Source organism: Mycobacterium celatum, assembly GCF_002101595.1.
Classification (GTDB): Bacteria; Actinomycetota; Actinomycetes; order Mycobacteriales; family Mycobacteriaceae; genus Mycobacterium; species Mycobacterium celatum.
The window spans coordinates 56,913-77,565 of the sequence record NZ_LQOM01000028.1 but is presented as its reverse complement, the minus strand read 5'-3'; the positions used below and the strand labels follow the sequence as shown (position 1 = coordinate 77,565).

The following is a 20,653-nucleotide window of genomic DNA, read 5'->3' as shown; positions in this document are numbered from 1 at the left end:
TGAAGGCTCCGCCCCGTGGCGGGAGGTGGCCAGATGTTCTTGGGCACCTACACGCCCAAACTCGACGACAAAGGGCGGCTGACGCTGCCCGCGAAGTTCCGCGACGCGCTGGCAGGAGGGTTGATGGTCACCAAGAGCCAAGACCACAGCCTGGCTGTCTACCCGCGTGCGGAGTTCGAGCAACTGGCCCGCCGGGCCAGCAAGGTGTCCCGAAGCAACCCGGAGGCGCGGGCGTTCCTGCGCAACCTCGCCGCCGGCACCGACGAACAGCATCCCGACGCTCAAGGCCGAATCACGCTGTCGGCTGACCATCGCCGCTACGCGAACCTGTCGAAGGACTGCGTAGTGATCGGATCGGTCGATTACCTCGAGATCTGGGATGCGCAGGCGTGGCACGAATACCAACAGACCCACGAAGAGAACTTCTCCGCGGCCAGCGATGAAGCACTCGGCGACATCATCTGAGGCGCATGCCCGTGCACCGTGGCCCTTGCCCGAACCGACCCTGACGTACTTCCCCAACGCCAGGTTCGTGCTCTCGGACAGGGACCTCGGTGTGCGGTCGATCGCAAGCGCGGCGGAGCCGGGCGCAGCGGGTCGCCCGCCACAGACCCGGGCGACCGCGCCGGCGGCCCCCGCCACCCATCGGGAGGGTGTAGTCGTGCCTGAGGCAACGGGCGATTTCGGCCATGTACCCGTGCTGGCCGAACGCTGCGTCGCGCTGCTCACCCCGGCGCTGACCCGGCGCCACTCCGACGGATCGGGTGCACTTCTCGTCGACGCCACCCTCGGCGCGGGTGGGCATGCGGAGCGATTCCTGGCCGCGCTGCCGGGCCTCCGCCTGATCGGACTCGACCGCGACCCGACGGCGCTCGACATCGCCGGCAAGCGGCTGGCGCGTTTCGCCGACCGGGTTACGCTAATGCACACCCGCTACGACGGCATCGCCGCAGCTCTCGCTGAATCCGGTTACGCGACAACGGGTTCAGTGGACGGGATTCTTTTCGACCTGGGCGTTTCGTCGATGCAGCTCGACCGCCCGGAGCGAGGCTTCTCCTACGCCCAGGATGCGCCCCTGGACATGCGGATGGACCCCGGGTCGCCGCTGAGCGCAGCCGACATCGTCAACCGCTACGACGAGGCCGCGCTGGCCGACATTCTCCGCCGCTACGGTGAAGAACGGTTCGCGCGCCGCATCGCCGCACAGATCGTCCGCCGCCGCGCGGCCACACCGTTCACCACGACGGGTGAGCTGGTTGAGCTTATCTACCAGGCGATTCCGGCGCCCGCCCGGCGCGCCGGCGGACACCCGGCCAAGCGCACGTTCCAGGCGCTGCGTATCGCTGTCAACAGCGAACTGGACTCGTTGACTGCGGCAATGCCCACCGCGCTGGACGCCCTGGCGACCGGTGGACGCATCGTGGTACTGGCGTATCAGTCATTGGAAGACCGCATCGTCAAGCGGGCGTTCGCCGATGCCACCGCGTCGCGTACCCCGACCGATCTGCCGGTTGAACTCCCCGGGCATGCAGCACAATTCACGTCGCTGACCCGTGGCGCCGAACGCGCCGACGACGCCGAGATTCTGCGCAACCCGCGCAGCGCCGCGGTGCGGTTGCGGGCCCTGCAACGAACCGAACAGCAACGTCAGGCAGCAGGGAGGGGGGATTGATGAAGGCCAAACGCGAAGCGTCACAACGCTCCCGGGACGGCGATCGTCGTCGCAGGCAGGACCAGCCCCCTCGCCGTAAGGCCGAGCGCCGACCAGTCGAGCCCGCGCCGGGGAGGCGGTCGCGGCAAGGAAAGGCCTCGGCCCCGGCCTGCGAGCCGCGAGCAGCGCGGTCCGCGCCGCAGACCACGCCCATTTCCCGGCCCGCCGAGCGGCCGGCACCGCCCAAGAGCACCAGCCAGGCCAAGGCTCGCGCTAAGGCACGGAAGGCTAAGGCGCCCAAGGTTATTCGGCCTCCACTGCGAGAGCGCTTGCTGAATCGGCTGGCGTCGATCGATCTGCGGCCGCGGACGCTGGCCGCGAAGGTGCCGTTCGTGGTGCTGATCATCGGCTCGCTGGGCGCCGGGCTGGGCGTCACGCTGTGGCTGTCCACCGACTCCGCCGAACGCTCCTACCAGCTGGGCAGTGCCCGCAAGACCACGCAGCTACTCCAGCAGCAAAAGGAGGCGCTCGAACGTGACGTGCTGCAGGCGCAGGCCGCCCCGGCGCTGGCGGAAGCCGCTCGCGGCCTGGGCATGATCCCGACCAAGGACACCGCCCACCTGATCCAGGATCCAGGCGGCAACTGGGTTGTCGTCGGCACGCCCAAGCCGGCCGACGGCGCTCCGCCGCCGCCGCTGAACACCAAGCTGCCGGACGAAAAGCCCGCTCCGCCACCGGCTCGGCCCAATTCGGTGGAAGTGCCGATGCGGGTCACCAATGGGACGCCGGTTGTCCCGGGCCCGGTCGGGCCGGAAGTCATGGTCCGCGACCCCAATGGTGCTACGACACCGGGCAGCCCGCACTTGCCGCCGCAGGACATGCCGCCGATGCCCGGCGCGCCCGCTGCCCCCGCCGTGGCGCCGGCCCCCGGCCCACTACCCGTGCCAGGTCCGCAGCCCGTCGTACCCGCCGCTCCTGATGTCTTGCCTCCGGGCGGCACAGCGGCTCCGCCGGTTGCGCCGCCTGCACCTGTTCCGCTCGCCCTGCCCGCCGCACCCGTCGCACCGCCCGTCGCGCCGCCGCCGACCAACGGCGAGCAGTTCGGTCCGCTGACCGTCACAACCCCCGGCGCGGCCCGGTGAGGGGCAAAAAGGGCGCCGGGGCGCGCTCGTCGCAGCGTGGCCATGACGTTCGGAAGCCAAGGCGGGCAATCGATGTCACGAAGGCGCCGTCGGGCCACTCGGCACGCCAACGCCGTACCCGCCAAGCCGCCGAACTGGGCGTGCGCGGCGCGTCGTTCGTCTTTCGGCACCGAGTCGGCAACGCAGTCATCTTCGTGGCCCTGCTCGTCGCCGCCGCGCAGCTGTTCTACCTTCAAGTGCCGCGCGCCGCAGGCCTACGGGCCGAGGCCGCGGGTCAACTCAAAGTCACCGACGTCGAAAAAGCCATGCGCGGCAGCATCGTCGACCGCAACAACGACCAGCTCGCGTTCACCATCGAAGCCCGCGCGCTGACCTTCCAACCGCGCAAGATCCGCAAGCAACTGGCCGAGGCCAAACAGAAAAACGCCAACAGCCCCGATCCTGGGCAGCGATTGCGCGACATCGCCAAGGAGGTTTCGGCCCGGCTGAACAACAAGCCCGACAACGCCACGGTGCTGAAGAAGCTGCAAAGCGACGAGACGTTCGTCTACCTGGCGCGCGCGGTCGACCCGGCCATCGCCACCGCGATCACCACGAAATTCCCGGAAGTGGGTGCCGAGCGTCAGGATTTGCGGCAGTACCCCGGCGGATCGCTGGCCGCCAACATCGTCGGCGGCATCGACTGGGACGGGCACGGTCTGCTGGGCCTGGAGGACTCGCTGGACGCGGTGCTGGCCGGGACCGACGGGTCGGTCACCTACGACCGCGGCTCCGACGGCGTGGTGATCCCCGGCAGCTACCGCAACCAGCACAAGGCCGTCAACGGTTCGACGGTGCAGCTGACCATCGACGACGACATCCAGTTCTACGTCCAGCAGCAGGTGCAGCAGGCCAAAAACCTCTCCGGTGCCCGCAACGTCTCCGCTGTGGTGCTGGACGCCAAAACCGGTGAGGTGCTGGCGATGTCGAACGACAACACCTTCGACCCGTCCCAAGACATCGGGCGCCAGGGCGACAAGCAGATGGGCAACCTGCCGGTGTCGTCACCGTTCGAGCCGGGCTCGGTGAACAAGGTGATCACCGCGTCGTCGGTCATCGAATACGGCCTCTCCAACCCCGACGAGGTACTGCAGGTGCCGGGCTCCATCCACATGGGCGGCGTCACCGTGCACGACGCCTGGAACCACGGCGTGATGCCCTACACCACCACCGGCATTTTCGGAAAATCGTCCAACGTGGGCACGCTGATGCTGGCCCAGCGCGTCGGCCCCGACCGCTGGTTCGACATGCTGCGCAAGTTCGGGCTGGGGCAGCGCACCGGCGTGGGACTGCCCGGTGAGAGTGCGGGACTGGTGCCCCCGATCGACCAGTGGTCGGGCAGCACGTTCTCCAACCTGCCTATCGGGCAAGGGCTTTCGATGACATTGTTGCAGATGACCGGCATGTATCAGACGATCGCCAACGACGGCCTGCGGATGCCTCCGCGGATCATCAAGGCGACCATCGCGCCGGACGGCACCCGCACCGAAGAGCCGCGGCCGCAAGGTGTTCGGGTGGTGTCATCGGAGACCGCGCAAACCGTGCGCAGCATGTTGCGCGCCGTGGTGCAGCGCGACCCGATGGGCTATCAGCAGGGCACCGGTCCCGCAGCCGCGATCGAGGGCTACCAGATCTCCGGGAAAACCGGGACGGCACAGCAGATCAACCCGGCCTGCGGCTGCTACTTCGACGACGTGTACTGGATCACCTTCGCCGGGATGGCCACCACCGACAATCCGCGCTACGTCATCGGGATCATGATGGACAACCCGCAGCGCTCGTCGGACGGCGCACCCGGACACACCGCTGCTCCGCTGTTCCACAACATCGCGGGCTGGCTGCTGCAGCGCGAAAACGTTCCGCTGTCGCCCGATCCCGGGCCGCCGCTGACCCTGCAGGCCTGACGCCGACAGCGGCCGTCTCCGCGACCCGCGACGCCGCCGGACAGATAAGGTGTCATGGCCGTTAACGGCGTTGATACGACGTCTGAAACAGGCAGCGGACGGAGGTGATGACGTGCCCACTGCGCTGCGGCCCAGCGCCGGGTCCGGCGTGCCGTTGCCGGGGCTGGCGGCCCAGATCGGCGCCGTGTCCGCGGAGGGCAGCGTGGTACCCGACCTGCGGGTCACCGGGGTGACGCTGCGAGCACAGGACGTGCAGCCCGGCGACCTGTTCGCCGCGCTGCCCGGCTCATCGACCCACGGCGCCCGCTATGCCGGTGACGCCGTCGCGAGAGGCGCGGTGGCGGTGCTAACGGATGCCGACGGGGTCGCCGAGATGGCCGCTGCGGTGCCGGTGCTGATTCACCCGTCGCCGCGCACTGTGCTCGGCGAACTCGCCGCCACGATTTACCAGCATCCGTCCGAGCGGCTGGCCGTGGTCGGGATCACCGGAACGTCGGGCAAGACCACCACGACCTACCTGATCGAGGCCGGTCTGCGGGCGGCCGGCCGGATCGTGGGTCTGATCGGGACCATCGGCATCCGGATCGACGGCGCCGACGTTCCCAGCGCGTTGACCACCCCGGAGGCGCCCGCATTGCAGGCCCGGCTCGCGGTGATGGCCGAACGCGGCGTGGACACCGTGGTGATGGAGGTGTCCAGTCATGCGCTGGCGCTGGGCCGCGTCGACGGTGTTCGGTTCGCCGTGGGCGGGTTCACCAACCTGTCCCGCGACCACCTCGACTTCCACGGCAGCATGGCCGAGTATTTCGAGGCCAAGGCGCGGTTGTTCGACCCGGCCTCGCCGTTGCACGCTCGCACCGCCGTGGTGTGTGTGGACGACGACGCCGGCCGCGCGATGGCGGAACGCGCGGACGCCGCGATCACCGTCAGCGCCGAGGGCGACGTCGCGGACTGGCGCGCCGAGGACGTCACGGCCGACGCCGGCGGCCACGACTTCACCGCCGTCGACCCCGCCGGCGTGCACCACCGGGTGCGCATCGGGCTGCCGGGCCGCTACAACATCGCCAATACGCTTGTCGCACTGGCCATCCTGGATGTGCTGGGCGTATCGCCGGAGCAGGCCGCGACCGGGCTGCGCGACATCCGGGTGCCGGGGCGACTCGAACAGATCGACCGCGGCCAGGACTTCCTGGCATTGGTCGACTACGCCCACAAGCCGGGCGCGCTGCGCGCGGTGCTGATGTCACTGCGCCGTCCCGGCAGCCGGCTGGCCGTGGTGTTCGGGGCGGGCGGCGAGCGCGACCCCGGCAAGCGGGCGCCGATGGGCAGGATCGCGGCGCAGCTGGCCGACCTGGTGGTCGTCACCGACGACAACCCCCGCGGTGAAGACCCGGCCGCCATCCGTCGCGAAATCCTTTCCGGCACAACCGAAGGCACCGCGGAGGTCGTCGAAATCGGCGACCGGCGCGCCGCCATCCGGCACGCGGTCGGATGGGCGGGCCCCGGCGACATCGTCCTGGTCACCGGCAAAGGCCACGAAACCGGGCAGAGCGGCGGCGGGCAGACCCGCCCGTTCGACGACCGCGTCGAGCTCGGTGCCGCCCTGGAGGAGCAGCGCCGATGATCGACCTGACCGTCGCCCGGATTGCCGAGATCGTCGGCGGCGAGCTGGCCGACATCTCGCCCGCGGATGCTGCCGACGTGCACGTCACCGGGACCGTCGAATTCGACTCCCGCAAAATCACGCCCGGCGGGCTGTTCCTGGCACTGCCGGGCGCGCGCGCCGACGGGCACGACCACGCCGCGGCGGCGGTGGCGGCCGGCGCGGTGGCTGTGCTGGCCGCCCGTCCGGTCGGAGTGCCGGCAATCGTGGTGACCCCCGACCGGCAGGCATCAAGCCGCGCGGGCGTGCTCGAGCACGACACCGACGGGTCGGGCGCGGCGGTGCTGGTCGCGCTGGCCAGGCTGGCCTCGGCGGTGGCCGCGCAACTGGTCGCCAACGGCCTGACCATCGTCGGGATCACCGGCTCGTCGGGCAAGACGTCGACCAAGGATCTTCTGGCCGCGGTGCTCGCCCCGCTCGGCGAGGTGGTGGCACCGCCGGGCTCGTTCAACAACGAGCTCGGCCATCCCTGGACGGTGCTGCGCGCCACCGAAAGTACCGATTTTCTGGTCCTCGAGCTTTCGGCGCGTCATCCCGGCAACATCGCGGCGCTGGCCGCCACCGCTCCACCCGCGATCGGGGTGGTGCTCAACGTCGGCACCGCGCACCTGGGCGAGTTCGGCTCCCGCGAGGCCATCGCGGCAACGAAAGCCGAACTGCCGCAAGCTATTCCAGAGTCAGGCGTGGTCGTCCTCAACGTCGACGACCCGGCGGTGGCGGCGATGGCCGACAAAACCGCCGCCCGGGTGGTGCGGGTCAGCCGCAGTGGACCCGCCGACGTGTGGGCCGGCCCGGTCACCCTCGACGAGCTGGCCCGCCCGCAGTTCACGCTGCACGCCGGTGAGCGGGCCGTCGACGTCGCCCTGGCCGTGCACGGCGACCATCAGGTCGGCAACGCGTTGTGTGCGGCGGCGGTCGCGCTGGAATGTGGCGCGAGCCTCGATCAGGTGGCGGCCGCGCTGGGTGCCGCGGGACCGGTTTCGCAGCACCGGATGCGGGTGACCGCCCGCGCCGACGACGTCACCGTCATCGACGACGCCTACAACGCCAACCCCGACTCGATGCGAGCGGGTCTGCAGGCGCTGGCGTGGATGGCGCGGGGCGGACGGCGCAGCTGGGCTGTGTTGGGCGAGATGGCCGAACTCGGCGACGACACGATTGCCGAGCATGATCGCATCGGCCGGTTGGCGGTGCGCTTAGATGTGTCTCGACTCATTGTCGTGGGAACCGGGAGGTCGATGAACGCCATGCACCACGGCGCGGTCATGGAGGGTTCGTGGGGAGGCGAGGCCACCATCGTCGCCGACGCCGACGCGGCCCTGGCGCTGTTGCGGGCCGAACTGCAGCCGGGCGACGTGGTGCTGGTGAAGGCGTCCAACGCGGCCGGGCTGGGCGCGCTCGCCGACGCGCTGCTCGCGGAGCCGATGGGCGGCGTCTCTCCTCGCGCTAAGCGCTCGTCACCCGCCGCCGAGCCGATGGGCCTGGACGCTGATGGCCTGGACGCTGCCCGATGATCGAAATCCTCATCGCCGTCGCCATCGCGCTGACGGTGTCGATTGTGCTGACCCCGCTGCTGATCCGGTTGTTCACCCGGCAGGGCTTCGGCCATGAGATCCGCGAAGACGGACCGCCGAGCCACAAGACCAAGCGCGGCACGCCGTCGATGGGCGGGGTGGCGATCCTCGCCGGCATCTGGGCGGGTTACCTGGGCACCCACCTCGCGGGCATGGCATTCGACGGCGGCGGGCCCTCGGCGTCGGGGCTGCTGGTGCTGTTCCTGGCCACCGCGCTCGGCGGCGTCGGGTTCGTCGACGATCTGATCAAGATCCGCCGGTCGCGCAACCTGGGACTGAACAAGACCGCCAAGACGGTCGGGCAGATCACCGCCGCAGTGGTGTTCGGCGTGCTGGTGCTTGGATTTCGCAACGACGACGGGCTCACCCCGGGCAGCGCCGACCTGTCGTACGTGCGCGAAATCGCTACTGTCACATTGGCTCCCGCATTGTTCGTGCTGTTCTGCGTGGTGATGGTGAGCGCCTGGTCGAACGCGGTGAATTTCACCGACGGCCTGGACGGGCTGGCCGGGGGAGCCATGGCTATGGTCTGTGCCGCCTATGTGCTGATCACGTTCTGGCAGTACCGCAACGCCTGCGCCACCGCGCCGGGCCTGGGCTGCTACAACGTGCGCGACCCGCTGGACCTGGCGCTGATCGCCGCGGCGACGGCGGGCGCCTGCATCGGCTTTTTGTGGTGGAACGCCGCGCCGGCGAAGATCTTCATGGGCGACACCGGGTCGCTGGCGCTGGGTGGCATCATCGCCGGGCTGTCGGTGACCAGCCGCACCGAACTCCTCGCCGTCGTGCTCGGTTCGCTGTTCGTCGCCGAGATCGTCTCGGTGGTGCTGCAGATCCTGACGTTTCGCACCACCGGTCGCCGGGTGTTCCGGATGGCGCCGTTCCACCACCACTTCGAGCTTGTCGGCTGGGCCGAAACCACGGTGATCATCCGGTTCTGGCTGCTGACCGCGATCAGCTGCGGTCTGGGTGTGGCGCTGTTCTACAGCGAATGGCTCGCGGCGACCGGCGGCTGAGATGACACTGGAACCGTTGGCGCCCGGCACGCAGGTGTTGGTCACCGGCGGCGGGGTCACCGGGCAGTCGGTGCTCTCGGTGCTGAGGTCGCTGGGCGTGCCTGCGACGCTGTGCGACGACGATCCGGCCACCCGGCAGCGGTACGCCGACGCCGGGCTGGCGGCGGTGGACCCGTCGACCGCCGCGTCGCGCATCGGCGACTTTGCCCTGGTGATCACCAGCCCGGGTTTCCCGCCGACGGCGCCGGTGCTGGCGGCGGCCGCGGCCGCCGGCGTGCCGATCTGGGGCGACGTCGAACTGGCCTGGCGGCTCGACGCGTCGGGCCACTACGGGCCCCCGCGGCGCTGGCTGGCCGTCACGGGCACCAACGGCAAGACCACCACCACGTCGATGCTGCACGCGATGCTGACCGCGGCCGGCCTGGACGCCCGGCTGTGCGGCAACATCGGCAACCCCGTGCTGGACGCGCTGCGCGAGCCCGCCGATCTGCTGGCCGTCGAGCTGTCCAGCTTCCAGCTGCATTGGGCGCCGTCGCTGCGGCCGGAGGCCGGCGTGGTGCTCAACATCGCCGAGGACCATCTGGACTGGCACGGCAGCATGGCCGACTACGCCGTCGCCAAGGCGCGGGTGCTGGGCGGGCGGGTCGCGGTCGTCGGGCTCGACGATCAACGGGCCGCGGCGCTGCTGGACAACGCGCCGGCGCCGGTGCGGGTCGGCTTCCGGCTGGGTGAGCCCGCCGTCGGCGAACTCGGCGTGCGCGACGGCCAGCTGATCGATCGCGCCTTCGCCGACGACCTGGCCCTGGCCGCGGTCTCGTCGATACCGGTGCCCGGGCCGGTCGGAGTGCTCGACGCGCTGGCCGCGGCCGCGCTGGCCCGCAGTCTCGACGTGCCCGCGACGGCGATTGCGGACGCGCTGGCGAGCTTCCGGGTGGGCCGGCACCGCGCCGAGCTGGTTGCCGTTGTCGACGGGATCAGTTACGTCGACGACTCCAAGGCCACCAACCCGCACGCCGCGGTGGCATCCGTGCTGGCCTACCCGCGGGTGGTGTGGATCGCGGGCGGGCTGCTCAAGGGCGCGTCGGTCGACGAGGCGGTGGCCAGGATGGCGTCGCGGCTGGTCGGGGCGGTTCTGATCGGCCGCGACCGGGACAAGGTTGCCGAGGCGTTATCGCGACACGCGCCGGATGTCCCCGTCGTGGAGCTTGTGACAGGCGAGGATGCTGATATGCATGCGACTGCTGAGTCTCCTGTGACTCCTGTGACAAGAGTTGTTGCTCTACCGGGTGAGGCCCCCGGCAGTCGCGTGATGGCCGCCGCCGTGGCCGCCGCCCGCGACATCGCCGCGCCCGGCGACACCGTGCTGCTGGCGCCCGCAGGCGCATCCTTCGACCAGTTCACCGGTTACGCCGACCGCGGCGACGCATTCGCCGCCGCGGTACGCGCCACGACCCGGTAGGCGGTGGTGAAGAACGCGCTGGCCCGGTTGCTGCACCGGGATCCGAAGGGTGGGGAAGCGGCCGAGACGCCGGCGAGCGGCACAGCGGCTCCCAGGACCCGGTTCGGCACCTGGCTGGGCCGGCCGATGACGTCGTTTCACCTGATCATCGCGGTGGCCGCGCTGCTGACCACGCTCGGCCTGATCATGGTGCTCTCCGCGTCGGGGGTGCGCTCCTACGACGACGACGGGTCGGCCTGGGTGATCTTCGGCCGCCAGGTGTTGTGGACGGTGATCGGGCTGGTGGCCTGCTACCTGGCGCTGCGGGTGCCGGTGCGGTTGATGCGCCGCACCGCGTTTACCGGTTACGCACTCACGATCGTGCTGCTGGTCCTGGTGCTGGTGCCCGGAGTCGGCCACTACGCCAACGGTTCTCGCGGCTGGTTCGTGGTCGCCGGCTTCTCGATGCAGCCCTCCGAGCTGACCAAGATCGCGTTCGCGATCTGGGGGGCGCACCTGCTGGCCGCCCGGCGCATGGAGCGGGCGTCGCTGCGCGAGATGCTGATCCCGCTGGTGCCGGCGGCCGTCATCGCGTTGGCACTCATCGTCGCCCAGCCCGACCTCGGCCAGACGGTGTCGCTGGGCATCATCCTGCTGGCCCTGCTGTGGTACGCCGGCCTGCCGCTGCGCGTCTTCCTCAGTTCGCTGCTCGCGGTGATCGTCTCCGCGGCGATCCTCGCGGTGTCCGAGGGCTATCGGTCCGACCGGGTGCGGTCCTGGCTCGATCCGGCCGCCGACTCCCAGGGCTCCGGCTACCAGGCCAAACAAGCAAAGTTCGCGCTGGCCAACGGCGGTATCTTCGGCCACGGCCTGGGCCAGGGCACCGCCAAGTGGAACTACCTGCCCAACGCCCACAACGACTTCATCTTCGCGATCATCGGCGAGGAGCTCGGCTTCGTCGGCGCGTTCGGGCTGCTGGCGCTGTTCGGCTTGTTCGCCTACACCGGCATGCGCATCGCGCGCCGCTCCGCCGACCCCTTCCTGCGGCTGCTGACCGCTACCACCACGATGTGGGTCCTCGGCCAGGTGTTCATCAACGTCGGCTACGTGATCGGCCTGCTGCCGGTCACCGGCCTGCAGCTGCCGCTCATTTCCGCCGGTGGAACATCAACGGCGACAACGCTTCTGATGATCGGCATGATGGCCAACGCGGCACGCCACGAACCGGAGGCCGTCGCCGCGCTGCGCGCCGGGCGCGACGACCGGATGAACCGGCTGCTGCGCCTGCCGTTGCCCGAGCCGTACTCGCCCACCCGGGTGGAGGCGCTGCGCGACCGGTTGCGCGCCCGCCCGCAAAACCCCACGCCACCCGCTCGGCCGGCTCGGGCCCGCGCGGCCGACCGGCCCGCCGGCCGGTCTGGGGGTACCACGCGGACCCGCGGGCGGCATGATGGAGGTGGCGATCGCCAGCGCGGCGCAGCCGGGCGCAGCGGGTCGCGACAACACAACGGTGGCGATCGCCAGCGCGGCGCAGCCGGGCGCAGCGGGTCGCGACAAAGGCATGAAGAGCGGCACGCACGCGGCGGGCGTGCTCGCGCACTGGAAGGTCAGCGTTACGGGTGAGGGACTCGGTCACAGAGCCGACCAGCGGGGTGAACGACAACTCCCGTTCGGGCAGCACGTCGTTGTCGGTGGTGCTCGCCGGCGGCGGCACGGCCGGCCACGTCGAGCCCGCGATGGCCGTCGCTGACGCGTTGGTGGCGCTGGATCCGCAGGTCCGCATCACCGCACTGGGCACCCCCCGCGGCCTGGAGACCCGGCTAGTCCCCGAGCGCGGCTACCACCTCGAGCTGATCACCCCGGTTCCGTTGCCCCGCAAGCCCACCGGAGACTTGCTCCGGCTCCCGCCGAGGGTGTTGCGGGCGGTCCGGCAAGCCGGTGCCGTGCTCGACGGCGTCGCCGCCGACGTCGTGGTCGGATTCGGCGGTTACGTGGCGCTGCCCGCCTACCTGGCCGCCCGCCGTCGCCGCGTGCCGGTGGTGATCCACGAGGCCAACGCCAGCGCGGGGCTGGCCAACCGGGTCGGGGCCCGCTCCGCGCAGCGCGTGCTCTCCGCGGTGCCCGATTGCGGGCTGCCGCGCGCCGAGGTGGTCGGCGTGCCGATCCGCTCGGCCATCACCTCGCTGGACCGTGCGGCGCTGCGGTCGACGGCGCTGGCGAACTTCGGTTTCGCCGACGACGCGCGGGTGCTACTGGTGTTCGGCGGGTCGCAGGGTGCGGCGTCGATCAACCGGGCGGTCGCCGCGGCCGCCGCCGACTTGGCCGCCGCCGGCGTGGCCGTACTGCATGCCTACGGCGCCAAGAACGCTCTCGACCTGCGCACCCCGGCGCCGGGCGACCCGCCGTACGTGGCACTGCCGTACCTGGACCGGATGGACCTGGCCTACGCCGCCGCCGACTTGGCGATCTGCCGGTCGGGCGCGATGACGGTGGCCGAAGTGTCGGCCGTCGGCCTGCCCGCCGTCTACGTGCCACTGCCGATCGGCAACGGTGAGCAGCGGCTCAACGCGCTGCCGGTGGTCAACGCCGGCGGCGGCCTGTTGGTCGCCGACGCCGACCTGACGCCGGGTTTCGTGGCGCAGCAGGTGGCCGGGCTGCTGACCGACGCACCGCGCCTGGCGGCGATGACCGCAGCCGCGGCGCGGGTCGGTCACCGCGACGCAGCCGAGCAGGTCGCCCGTGTCGCGTTGGACGTGGCGTGCGCGCTGCGCCGGGGGCGGCGATGACCGCCGAGCCGTTGCCCCGCGAGCTGCAGCGGGTCCACATGGTCGGCATCGGGGGAGCGGGCATGTCGGGGGTCGCCCGCATCCTGCTGGACCGCGGCGGGATGGTCTCGGGATCGGACGCCAAGGAGTCCCGCGGGGTGCGCGCGCTGCGGGCTCGCGGCGCGGTGATCCGGATCGGCCACGACGCGTCGTCGCTGGATCTGCTGCCCGGTGGCGCCACCGCTGTGATCACTACGCACGCCGCGATCCCGAAAACCAACCCGGAGCTGGTCGAGGCCCGGCGGCGCGGCATCCCGGTGGTGTTGCGGCCCGCGGTGCTGGCCAAGCTGATGGCCGGGCGCACCACGCTGATGGTGACCGGCACGCACGGCAAGACGACGACGACGTCGATGCTCATCGTCGCGCTGCAGCACTGCGGGTTCGATCCGTCTTTCGCGGTCGGCGGCGAGCTGGGCGAGGCCGGCACCAACGCCCACCACGGCAGCGGCGACTATTTCGTCGCCGAGGCCGACGAAAGCGACGGCTCGCTGCTGGAGTACACCCCGAACGTCGCGGTGGTCACCAACATCGAGTCCGACCACCTGGACTTCTTCGGCAGCGCCGACGCTTATGCGGCGGTGTTCGACTCGTTCGTGGAACGGCTGGTCCCGGGCGGGGCGCTGGTGGTCTGCACCGACGACCCGGGCGCGGCGGCGCTGGCCGAACGCACTGCGGCACTGGGGATTCGGGTGCTGCGTTACGGCTCGTCGGGCGACCAGTTAGCCGGCGAGCTGCTGTCCTGGGAGCAAGAGGGCACCGGCGGGGTCGCGCACATCAAGCTGTCCGGCGAAATCCACCCGTCGGTGATGCGGCTCTCGGTGCCGGGCCGGCATATGGCGCTCAACGCGCTGGGCGCCCTGGTGGCCGCCGTCGAGATCGGGGCTCCCGCCGACCGCGTGCTCGATGGACTAGCCGGCTTCGAAGGGGTGCGTCGCCGCTTCGAATTGATCGGCACCGCATCGTCGGTGCGCGTGTTCGACGACTACGCCCACCACCCGACCGAGGTCGGCGCGACGCTGTCCGCTGTGCGCACCCTGCTCGAGCAGAGCGGCAGCGGCCGGTCGCTTGCGGTCTTCCAGCCGCATTTGTATTCCCGCACAAGGGATTTCGCAGCCCAATTCGGGCGGGCGCTCGATGCGGCCGATGAGGTTTTCGTGCTCGACGTCTACGCGGCACGCGAACAGCCGCTGGCCGGGGTCAGCGGTGCCAGCGTCGCCGAGCACGTCAGTGTGCCGGTGCACTACGTATCCGACTTCTCCGCGGTCGCCGAGGCGGTGGCCGCGGCCGCCGGGCCGGGCGACGTCGTCGTCACGATGGGCGCCGGCGACGTGACCATGCTGGGGCCCGAGATCCTCACCGCGCTGCGGGTGCGGGCCAACCGCAGCACGCCGGGACGGCCGGGGATGTTGTTGTGACCGATGACAACGATGCTCCCGCCGAGGTCGTGACGGAACCGATCTTCGCCGCCGGGCCGCCGCTACAGGGTGCTCCGCCGGGGGAGTTCGAGGGTCCTCGCCGGCGCGCACGCCGGGAACGCGCCGAGCGGCGGGCGGCGCAGGCCCGCGCGCGGGCGATCGAGCAGGCTCGCCGCGAAGCCAAACGCCGCGCCCGCGGGCAGACCAGCGAGTCGAAACCCGTTCCGCGAGGCGCGGTTCGGGGGCTGAAGATGGCACTGGCGACCATCCTGGTGTCGGTGGTCGCCGTCGGGCTGGGGTTGATTCTGTATTTCACGCCGGTCATGTCGGCGCGCAGCATCGTCGTCACCGGGACCGGAACGGTCACCCGCGAGGAAGTGCTCGACGCGGCGAGAGTCCAGCCCGGAACGCCGTTGCTGCAGATCGACACCGGCGCGGTCGCCGACCGGGTGGCGGCCATCCGCCGGGTGGCCAGTGCGCGGGTGCAGCGCCAATACCCGTCGGCGCTGCGAATCACCGTCGTCGAGCGAATTCCGGTGGTGGTCAAGGACTTTCCCGACGGCCCGCATCTCTACGACCGCGACGGCGTCGACTTCGCGACCGCGCCGCCACCGCCGGCGTTGCCCTACCTCGACGTCGACAACCCGGGGCCGAGCGACCCGGCGACCAAGGCCGCCCTGGAGGTGCTGACCGCGCTGCGCCCGGAGGTGGCCGGACAGGTCGGCCGGATAGCGGCGCCGTCGGTTTCCTCGATCACGCTGACCCTGACCGACGGTCGCACGGTGATCTGGGGGACCACCGACCGCACCGAGGAAAAGGCCGAGAAGCTGGCGGCGCTGCTCACCCAGCCCGGGCACACCTACGACGTGTCCAGCCCCGACCTGCCGACGGTCAAGTAACCGATCGATCGAGCGTGAAACTGGTTTCACGCTCGCCGTCGAAAGTGAAACTGGCTTCACGCTCGCGCAGGGCCCGGCGCGAAATTGCCGAAAATTCGCCGGGAAGTCCCCGGCGCGCCTGCATGGATCGCGCGCGTCGTGCCCATACCGTTCTGTTTGCGCGGAACTACTTGACATAACTCTAACCCTTTACTTGAGGTTTAGGTTTGCCAGGCGGCAACGCCACTAGGCCAAAGTCCCACAGGGAGGAAGACGGAATGATGACCCCCCCGCATAACTACCTGGCCGTCATCAAAGTCGTGGGTATCGGGGGCGGCGGTGTCAACGCCGTCAACCGGATGATCGAGCAGGGGCTCAAGGGCGTGGAGTTCATCGCCATCAACACCGACGCCCAGGCGCTGTTGATGAGCGACGCCGACGTCAAGCTCGATGTCGGGCGCGACTCCACCCGCGGCTTGGGCGCCGGCGCCGACCCCGAGGTCGGGCGGAAGGCCGCCGAGGACGCCAAGGACGAGATCGAAGAGCTGCTGCGCGGGGCCGACATGGTGTTCGTCACGGCCGGCGAAGGCGGCGGCACCGGCACCGGCGGGGCGCCCGTCGTCGCCAGCATTGCCCGCAAGCTGGGCGCGCTGACCGTCGGCGTCGTCACCCGGCCGTTCTCCTTCGAGGGCAAGCGGCGTGGCCTTCAGGCCGAGACCGGCATCACCACGCTGCGGGAAAGCTGCGACACCCTGATCGTGATTCCCAACGACCGGCTGCTGCAGATGGGCGATGCCGCGGTGTCGCTGATGGACGCCTTCCGCAGCGCCGACGAGGTGCTGCTCAACGGCGTGCAGGGCATCACCGACCTGATCACCACGCCGGGGCTGATCAACGTCGACTTCGCCGACGTCAAGGGCATCATGTCCGGCGCCGGCACCGCGCTGATGGGCATCGGCTCGGCCCGCGGCGACGGCCGGGCGCTCAAGGCCGCCGAGATCGCGATCAACTCGCCGCTGCTCGAGCAGTCCATGGAGGGCGCGCGCGGTGTGCTGATGTCGATCGCCGGCGGAAGCGACCTGGGCCTGTTCGAAATCAACGAGGCCGCCTCGCTGGTGCAGGACGCCGCCCACCAGGACGCCAACATCATCTTCGGCACGGTCATCGACGACTCGCTGGGCGACGAAGTCCGGGTGACGGTGATCGCGGCCGGGTTCGACGCCGCCGGGCCCGGTCGCAAGCCGATCGTTGGCAGCGGCCAGGGCCAAACGATCGCGCCCGGGAAGGCCGGCAAGGTGGCCTCGCCGCTGTTCGAGCCCGCGGACGCGGTCAGTGTGCCGCTGCAGACCAACGGCTCAACCTTGGACATCGGCGGGGAGGACGACGAGGACGTCGACGTGCCGCCGTTCATGCGGCGCTAGCCCCTCACCGCCGCACGGATACTGGGTACGTGAGCGTTCGCATCCGGCGGGTGACGACCACCCGGGTGGGCGGCGTCTCGGCGCCGCCCTACGACAGCTTCAACCTCGGCGACCACGTGGGCGACGACCCCGCTGCGGTGGCGGCCAACAGGACCAGGCTGGGCGCGGCCATCGGGCACCCGCTGATCTGGATGCACCAGGTCCACGGCGACCGGGTCGAGGTCGTCGATCGCCCGCGGGATACCGCGGTCGACGACACCGATGCCCTGGTGACCGCCGAGCGGCACCTGGCGTTGGCGGTGCTGACCGCCGACTGCGTGCCGGTGTTGATGGCCGACGCACGCGCCGGGGTCGTCGCCGCCGTGCACGCCGGTAGGGTCGGCGCCCAAAAAGGTGTGGTGGCCCGCACCCTGGAGACAATGCTGGCGGCCGGCGCGCACACCGACGACATTTCCGCTCTGCTCGGCCCGGCGGTCAGCGGCCGCGACTACGAGGTGCCCGCCGCGATGGCCGACGAGGTGGAGGCGGCGCTGCCGGGAAGCCGCACCACCACCTCGGCCGGCACGCCGGGGCTGGATCTTCGCGCCGGAATCGCCTGCCAGCTAAAGGATTTGGGGGTAATCGCCATCGACGTCGACCCGCGCTGCACGGTCGAGGACACCAGCCTGTTCAGTCATCGCCGCGGCGCGCCGACCGGCCGGATGGCGTCGGTGGTGTGGATCGAATGACCGCCGTGCTGCGCAACCGGGAATCCGAATTGGCCGACGCCTTGAGCGCACTGCGCAGACGCCTTGCGGCCGCCGCCGAGGCGGCCGGACGTAATGTCGACGAAATTGAACTTCTGCCGATTACCAAATTCTTTCCGGCAACCGATGTGGCGATTTTGTCGCGATTGGGATGCTCGTCGTTCGGCGAATCCCGGGAACAGGAAGCGTCGGCGAAGGTGCGACAACTCCGGGAGTTGCTGGGGCCGGCCTCGGCGGCGGTGCAGTGGCACATGGTGGGCCAGATCCAGCGCAACAAGGCCCGGTCGCTGGCCACCTGGGCGCACACCGTCCACTCGGTCAGCAGCATGCGGGTGGTGACCGCGCTCGAACGCGCGGTGGGCGCGGCACTGCAGGAGGGCCGACGCGAGCACCCGCTGCGCGTCTACGTGCAGCTCAGCCTCGACGGCGACGTGTCCCGCGGCGGTGTCGACGTCTCTGCGCCCGACGCCGTCGACGAAATCTGTGCCCGCGTCGACACCGCCGATGCGCTGGAACTCGCCGGGTTGATGGCCATCCCGCCGCTGGACTGGGATGCCGAGACCGCGTTCGCGCGGCTGCAATCCGAGCACCATCGGGTCCGACAGTCGCACCCGAACGCGATCGGATTGTCGGCCGGCATGTCAAACGACCTGGAAGCGGCTGTCAAACATGGTTCGACCTGTGTGCGTGTCGGTACCGCGTTAATGGGCCGCCGACCGTTACGGTCACCGTGAACTAGTCACTCCAGTCACACCTTCATCACAGACACCGAATCTTCAGCCGCCAAGAAGGGGTCCCGAGATGAGCACACTGCACAAGGTCAAGGCCTACTTCGGTATGGCGCCGATGGAGGACTACGACGACGAGTACTACGACGACGACCGCGCTCCCACCCAGCACGGCTACTCGCGCCGCCGGTTCGCCGACGACGGGTACGACCGCTACGAGGGGCGCGACTACGACGACCTCCGCGGTGAGCCCGCCGACTACCCGCCGGGCAGCTACCGCGGCGGCTACGCCGACGACCACCGCTTCCGGGCCCGCGACTACGAGCGCACCGAGCTGGCCCGGCCGCGGTTCGGCGCGTTGCGGGGCTCGACCCGCGGCGCGCTGGCGATGGACCCGCGCCGGATGGCGATGCTCTTCGAAGAGGGCAGCCCACTGTCGAAGATCACCACGCTGCGGCCCAAGGACTACAGCGAAGCCCGCACCATTGGCGAGCGCTTCCGCGACGGCACCCCGGTGATCATGGACCTGGTGTCGATGGACAACGCCGACGCCAAGCGGCTGGTCGACTTCGCTGCCGGGCTGGCCTTCGCGCTGCGGGGCTCGTTCGACAAGGTCGCGACCAAGGTGTTTCTGCTCTCGCCCGCCGACGTCGACGTGACGCCAGAGGAACGTCGCCGGATCGCCGAAACCGGCTTCTACGCCTACCAGTAACGGGGCCCGACACCCGTGGCCGGGTAGGCTGGCAATCGCCGCGCCGGCGCCACCGTCGGCGCTGTCGTGAATGTCACATCCTCATCAGTAAGGTCGGGCTCTCGTTGGCGCTGTTCTTCAAAATTCTGGGCTTTGCGCTGTTCGTCTTCTGGCTCCTGCTGATCGCCCGGGTGGTCATCGAGTTCATCCGGTCGTTCAGCCGCGATTGGCGCCCGCGCGGCGCCACGGTGGTGATCCTGGAGCTCATCATGTCGCTCACCGATCCGCCCGTGAAGCTGCTGCGCCGGCTCATCCCGCAGCTCACCATCGGCGCCGTCCGCTTCGACCTCTCGATCATGGTGCTGCTGCTGGTGGCGTTCATCGGCATGCAACTGGCCTTCAGCGCCGCTGTCTGACCCGGTGCCCGGGTGGGTAAGACCGTTTGCGGCAGCGGCATTTGGATTCTTAAGGCATCGATTTCGCGGCTCTTAAAGTTTGAAATTCGGTCTTAATTATCGGGCGAATCGGCAACCGGCGGGTCTGGTGTGACAGGATGGGCGGCAGTTGCAGTACGGCTACGACACCGTTCATGCCGATCTACACTTTCCAGATCGGTTTGACCGTCCAGACTCGAGGGGGCAAACAATGCCGCTTACACCAGCCGATGTCCACAATGTGGCCTTCAGTAAGCCGCCGATCGGCAAGCGCGGCTACAACGAAGACGAGGTCGACGCCTTCCTCGACCTGGTGGAAAACGAGCTGACCCGCCTCATCGAGGAGAACTCGGATCTGCGCCAGCGGGTCGCCGAGCTGGACCAGGAGCTGGCCGCGGCCCGCGCCGGTGGCGGTGCCCAGCCCACCCAGGCGATGCCGCTGTACGAGCCGGAGCCGGAGCCGGAGCCCCGGCCCACGCCCGCACCTGCCCCGGTGCAGCCCGCGGCGGCCACCGCCGTCAGCGAGGACCAGGCCATGAAGGCCGCCCGAGTACTCAGCCTGGCGCAAGACACCGCAGACCGGTTGACCAGCACCGCCAAGGCCGAGGCCGACAAGCTGCTGGCGGATGCCCGGGCGAACGCCGACCAGATCCTGTCCGAAGCCCGCCGGGAAGCGGAAACCACTGTGGCCGAGGCGCGGCAGCGTGCCGACGCGATGCTGGCCGACGCGCAGACCCGCTCGGAAGCCCAGTTGCGGCAGGCCCAGGAGAAGGCCGACGCGCTGCAGGCGGACGCCGAGCGCAAGCACTCCGAGATCATGGGCACCATCAACCAGCAGCGCACCGTGCTGGAGGGCCGGCTCGAGCAATTGCGCACCTTCGAACGCGAATACCGCACCCGGCTCAAGACCTACCTCGAATCGCAGCTCGAGGAACTCGGCCAGCGCGGCTCTGCGGCGCCCGTCGACTCCAGCGCCACCAACGACGCCGGGGGATTCAACCAGTTCAATCGCGGCAATAACTAACAGATCGAAGGTGCCGGGCCCGGCGGGCGGTAGCGTGCTTGGCAGTCTTTAGTGTCTTGCCCCG

General features: G+C 70.2%; 18 protein-coding genes. All 18 read left to right on the top strand.

The window, feature by feature from the left end; all coding sequences use genetic code 11:
• The first annotated feature begins 33 nt into the window (after positions 1 to 33).
• Entirely contained in the window at positions 34 to 465 is a 432-nt protein-coding gene (gene mraZ, locus AWB95_RS11925) for a division/cell wall cluster transcriptional repressor MraZ (protein WP_062538546.1), read from the top strand.
• Positions 440 to 1,672, top strand: coding sequence for a 16S rRNA (cytosine(1402)-N(4))-methyltransferase RsmH (gene rsmH / locus AWB95_RS11920; protein WP_139818489.1), 1,233 nt, complete (start codon positions 440 to 442; stop codon positions 1,670 to 1,672). The genes mraZ and rsmH overlap by 26 nt, the downstream gene beginning before the upstream one ends.
• Positions 1,672 to 2,793, top strand: coding sequence for a cell division protein FtsL (ftsL, locus tag AWB95_RS11915; RefSeq protein ID WP_085168262.1), 1,122 nt, complete (start codon positions 1,672 to 1,674; stop codon positions 2,791 to 2,793). Before rsmH ends, ftsL begins: the two co-directional genes overlap by 1 nt.
• Positions 2,794 to 2,861: 68 nt before the next feature.
• Positions 2,862 to 4,736, top strand: coding sequence for a peptidoglycan D,D-transpeptidase FtsI family protein (locus AWB95_RS11910; RefSeq protein ID WP_232315781.1), 1,875 nt, complete (start codon positions 2,862 to 2,864; stop codon positions 4,734 to 4,736).
• Positions 4,737 to 4,806: 70 nt separating this feature from the next.
• Positions 4,807 to 6,360, top strand: coding sequence for a UDP-N-acetylmuramoyl-L-alanyl-D-glutamate--2,6-diaminopimelate ligase (locus AWB95_RS11905; protein ID WP_238600863.1), 1,554 nt, complete (start codon positions 4,807 to 4,809; stop codon positions 6,358 to 6,360).
• Complete coding sequence (locus tag AWB95_RS11900; RefSeq protein WP_085168260.1) at positions 6,357 to 7,913, top strand: UDP-N-acetylmuramoyl-tripeptide--D-alanyl-D-alanine ligase; 1,557 nt, start codon at positions 6,357 to 6,359, stop codon at positions 7,911 to 7,913. Before AWB95_RS11905 ends, AWB95_RS11900 begins: the two co-directional genes overlap by 4 nt.
• Positions 7,910 to 8,989, top strand: coding sequence for a phospho-N-acetylmuramoyl-pentapeptide-transferase (gene mraY / locus AWB95_RS11895; protein ID WP_062541898.1), 1,080 nt, complete (start codon positions 7,910 to 7,912; stop codon positions 8,987 to 8,989). The genes AWB95_RS11900 and mraY overlap by 4 nt, the downstream gene beginning before the upstream one ends.
• A gap of 1 nt (position 8,990) precedes the next feature.
• The gene (murD, locus tag AWB95_RS11890; RefSeq protein WP_085168259.1) at positions 8,991 to 10,448 is read left to right on the top strand and encodes a UDP-N-acetylmuramoyl-L-alanine--D-glutamate ligase; all 1,458 of its coding nucleotides are present in this window, start codon (positions 8,991 to 8,993) and stop codon (positions 10,446 to 10,448) included.
• 18 nt (positions 10,449 to 10,466) lie between these two features.
• Entirely contained in the window at positions 10,467 to 12,050 is a 1,584-nt protein-coding gene (ftsW, locus tag AWB95_RS11885) for a putative lipid II flippase FtsW (protein WP_238600871.1), read from the top strand.
• Entirely contained in the window at positions 12,047 to 13,213 is a 1,167-nt protein-coding gene (gene murG / locus AWB95_RS11880; protein WP_085168258.1) for an undecaprenyldiphospho-muramoylpentapeptide beta-N-acetylglucosaminyltransferase, read from the top strand. The genes ftsW and murG overlap by 4 nt, the downstream gene beginning before the upstream one ends.
• Positions 13,210 to 14,667 (top strand): UDP-N-acetylmuramate--L-alanine ligase, encoded by a 1,458-nt coding sequence (gene murC / locus AWB95_RS11875; protein WP_085168295.1) that lies wholly within the window; start codon positions 13,210 to 13,212, stop codon positions 14,665 to 14,667. The genes murG and murC overlap by 4 nt, the downstream gene beginning before the upstream one ends.
• On the top strand, positions 14,664 to 15,566 hold the full coding sequence (locus tag AWB95_RS11870) for a cell division protein FtsQ/DivIB (RefSeq protein ID WP_085168257.1): 903 nt from the start codon (positions 14,664 to 14,666) through the stop codon (positions 15,564 to 15,566). Before murC ends, AWB95_RS11870 begins: the two co-directional genes overlap by 4 nt.
• A 260-nt stretch (positions 15,567 to 15,826) precedes the next feature.
• Positions 15,827 to 16,966 carry a cell division protein FtsZ gene (ftsZ, locus tag AWB95_RS11865; protein ID WP_062540813.1) on the top strand — a complete coding sequence of 380 codons (1,140 nt, stop codon included), beginning with the start codon at positions 15,827 to 15,829 and terminating at the stop codon, positions 16,964 to 16,966.
• 29 nt (positions 16,967 to 16,995) lie between these two features.
• The gene (pgeF, locus tag AWB95_RS11860) at positions 16,996 to 17,694 is read left to right on the top strand and encodes a peptidoglycan editing factor PgeF (RefSeq protein ID WP_062540811.1); all 699 of its coding nucleotides are present in this window, start codon (positions 16,996 to 16,998) and stop codon (positions 17,692 to 17,694) included.
• A complete protein-coding gene (locus tag AWB95_RS11855; protein WP_062540810.1) occupies positions 17,691 to 18,446 on the top strand; it encodes a YggS family pyridoxal phosphate-dependent enzyme in 756 nt (251 codons plus the stop codon). Before pgeF ends, AWB95_RS11855 begins: the two co-directional genes overlap by 4 nt.
• Before the next feature lie 67 nt (positions 18,447 to 18,513).
• Positions 18,514 to 19,152 carry a cell division protein SepF gene (locus AWB95_RS11850; protein WP_062540809.1) on the top strand — a complete coding sequence of 213 codons (639 nt, stop codon included), beginning with the start codon at positions 18,514 to 18,516 and terminating at the stop codon, positions 19,150 to 19,152.
• 104 nt (positions 19,153 to 19,256) lie between these two features.
• Entirely contained in the window at positions 19,257 to 19,547 is a 291-nt protein-coding gene (locus AWB95_RS11845) for a YggT family protein (protein WP_062540808.1), read from the top strand.
• A 229-nt stretch (positions 19,548 to 19,776) separates the two neighbouring features.
• Positions 19,777 to 20,589: a DivIVA-like cell division protein Wag31 gene (wag31, locus tag AWB95_RS11840; protein ID WP_085168256.1), complete on the top strand. Its 813-nt coding sequence runs from the start codon at positions 19,777 to 19,779 to the stop codon at positions 20,587 to 20,589.
• Positions 20,590 to 20,653 lie beyond the last annotated feature (64 nt).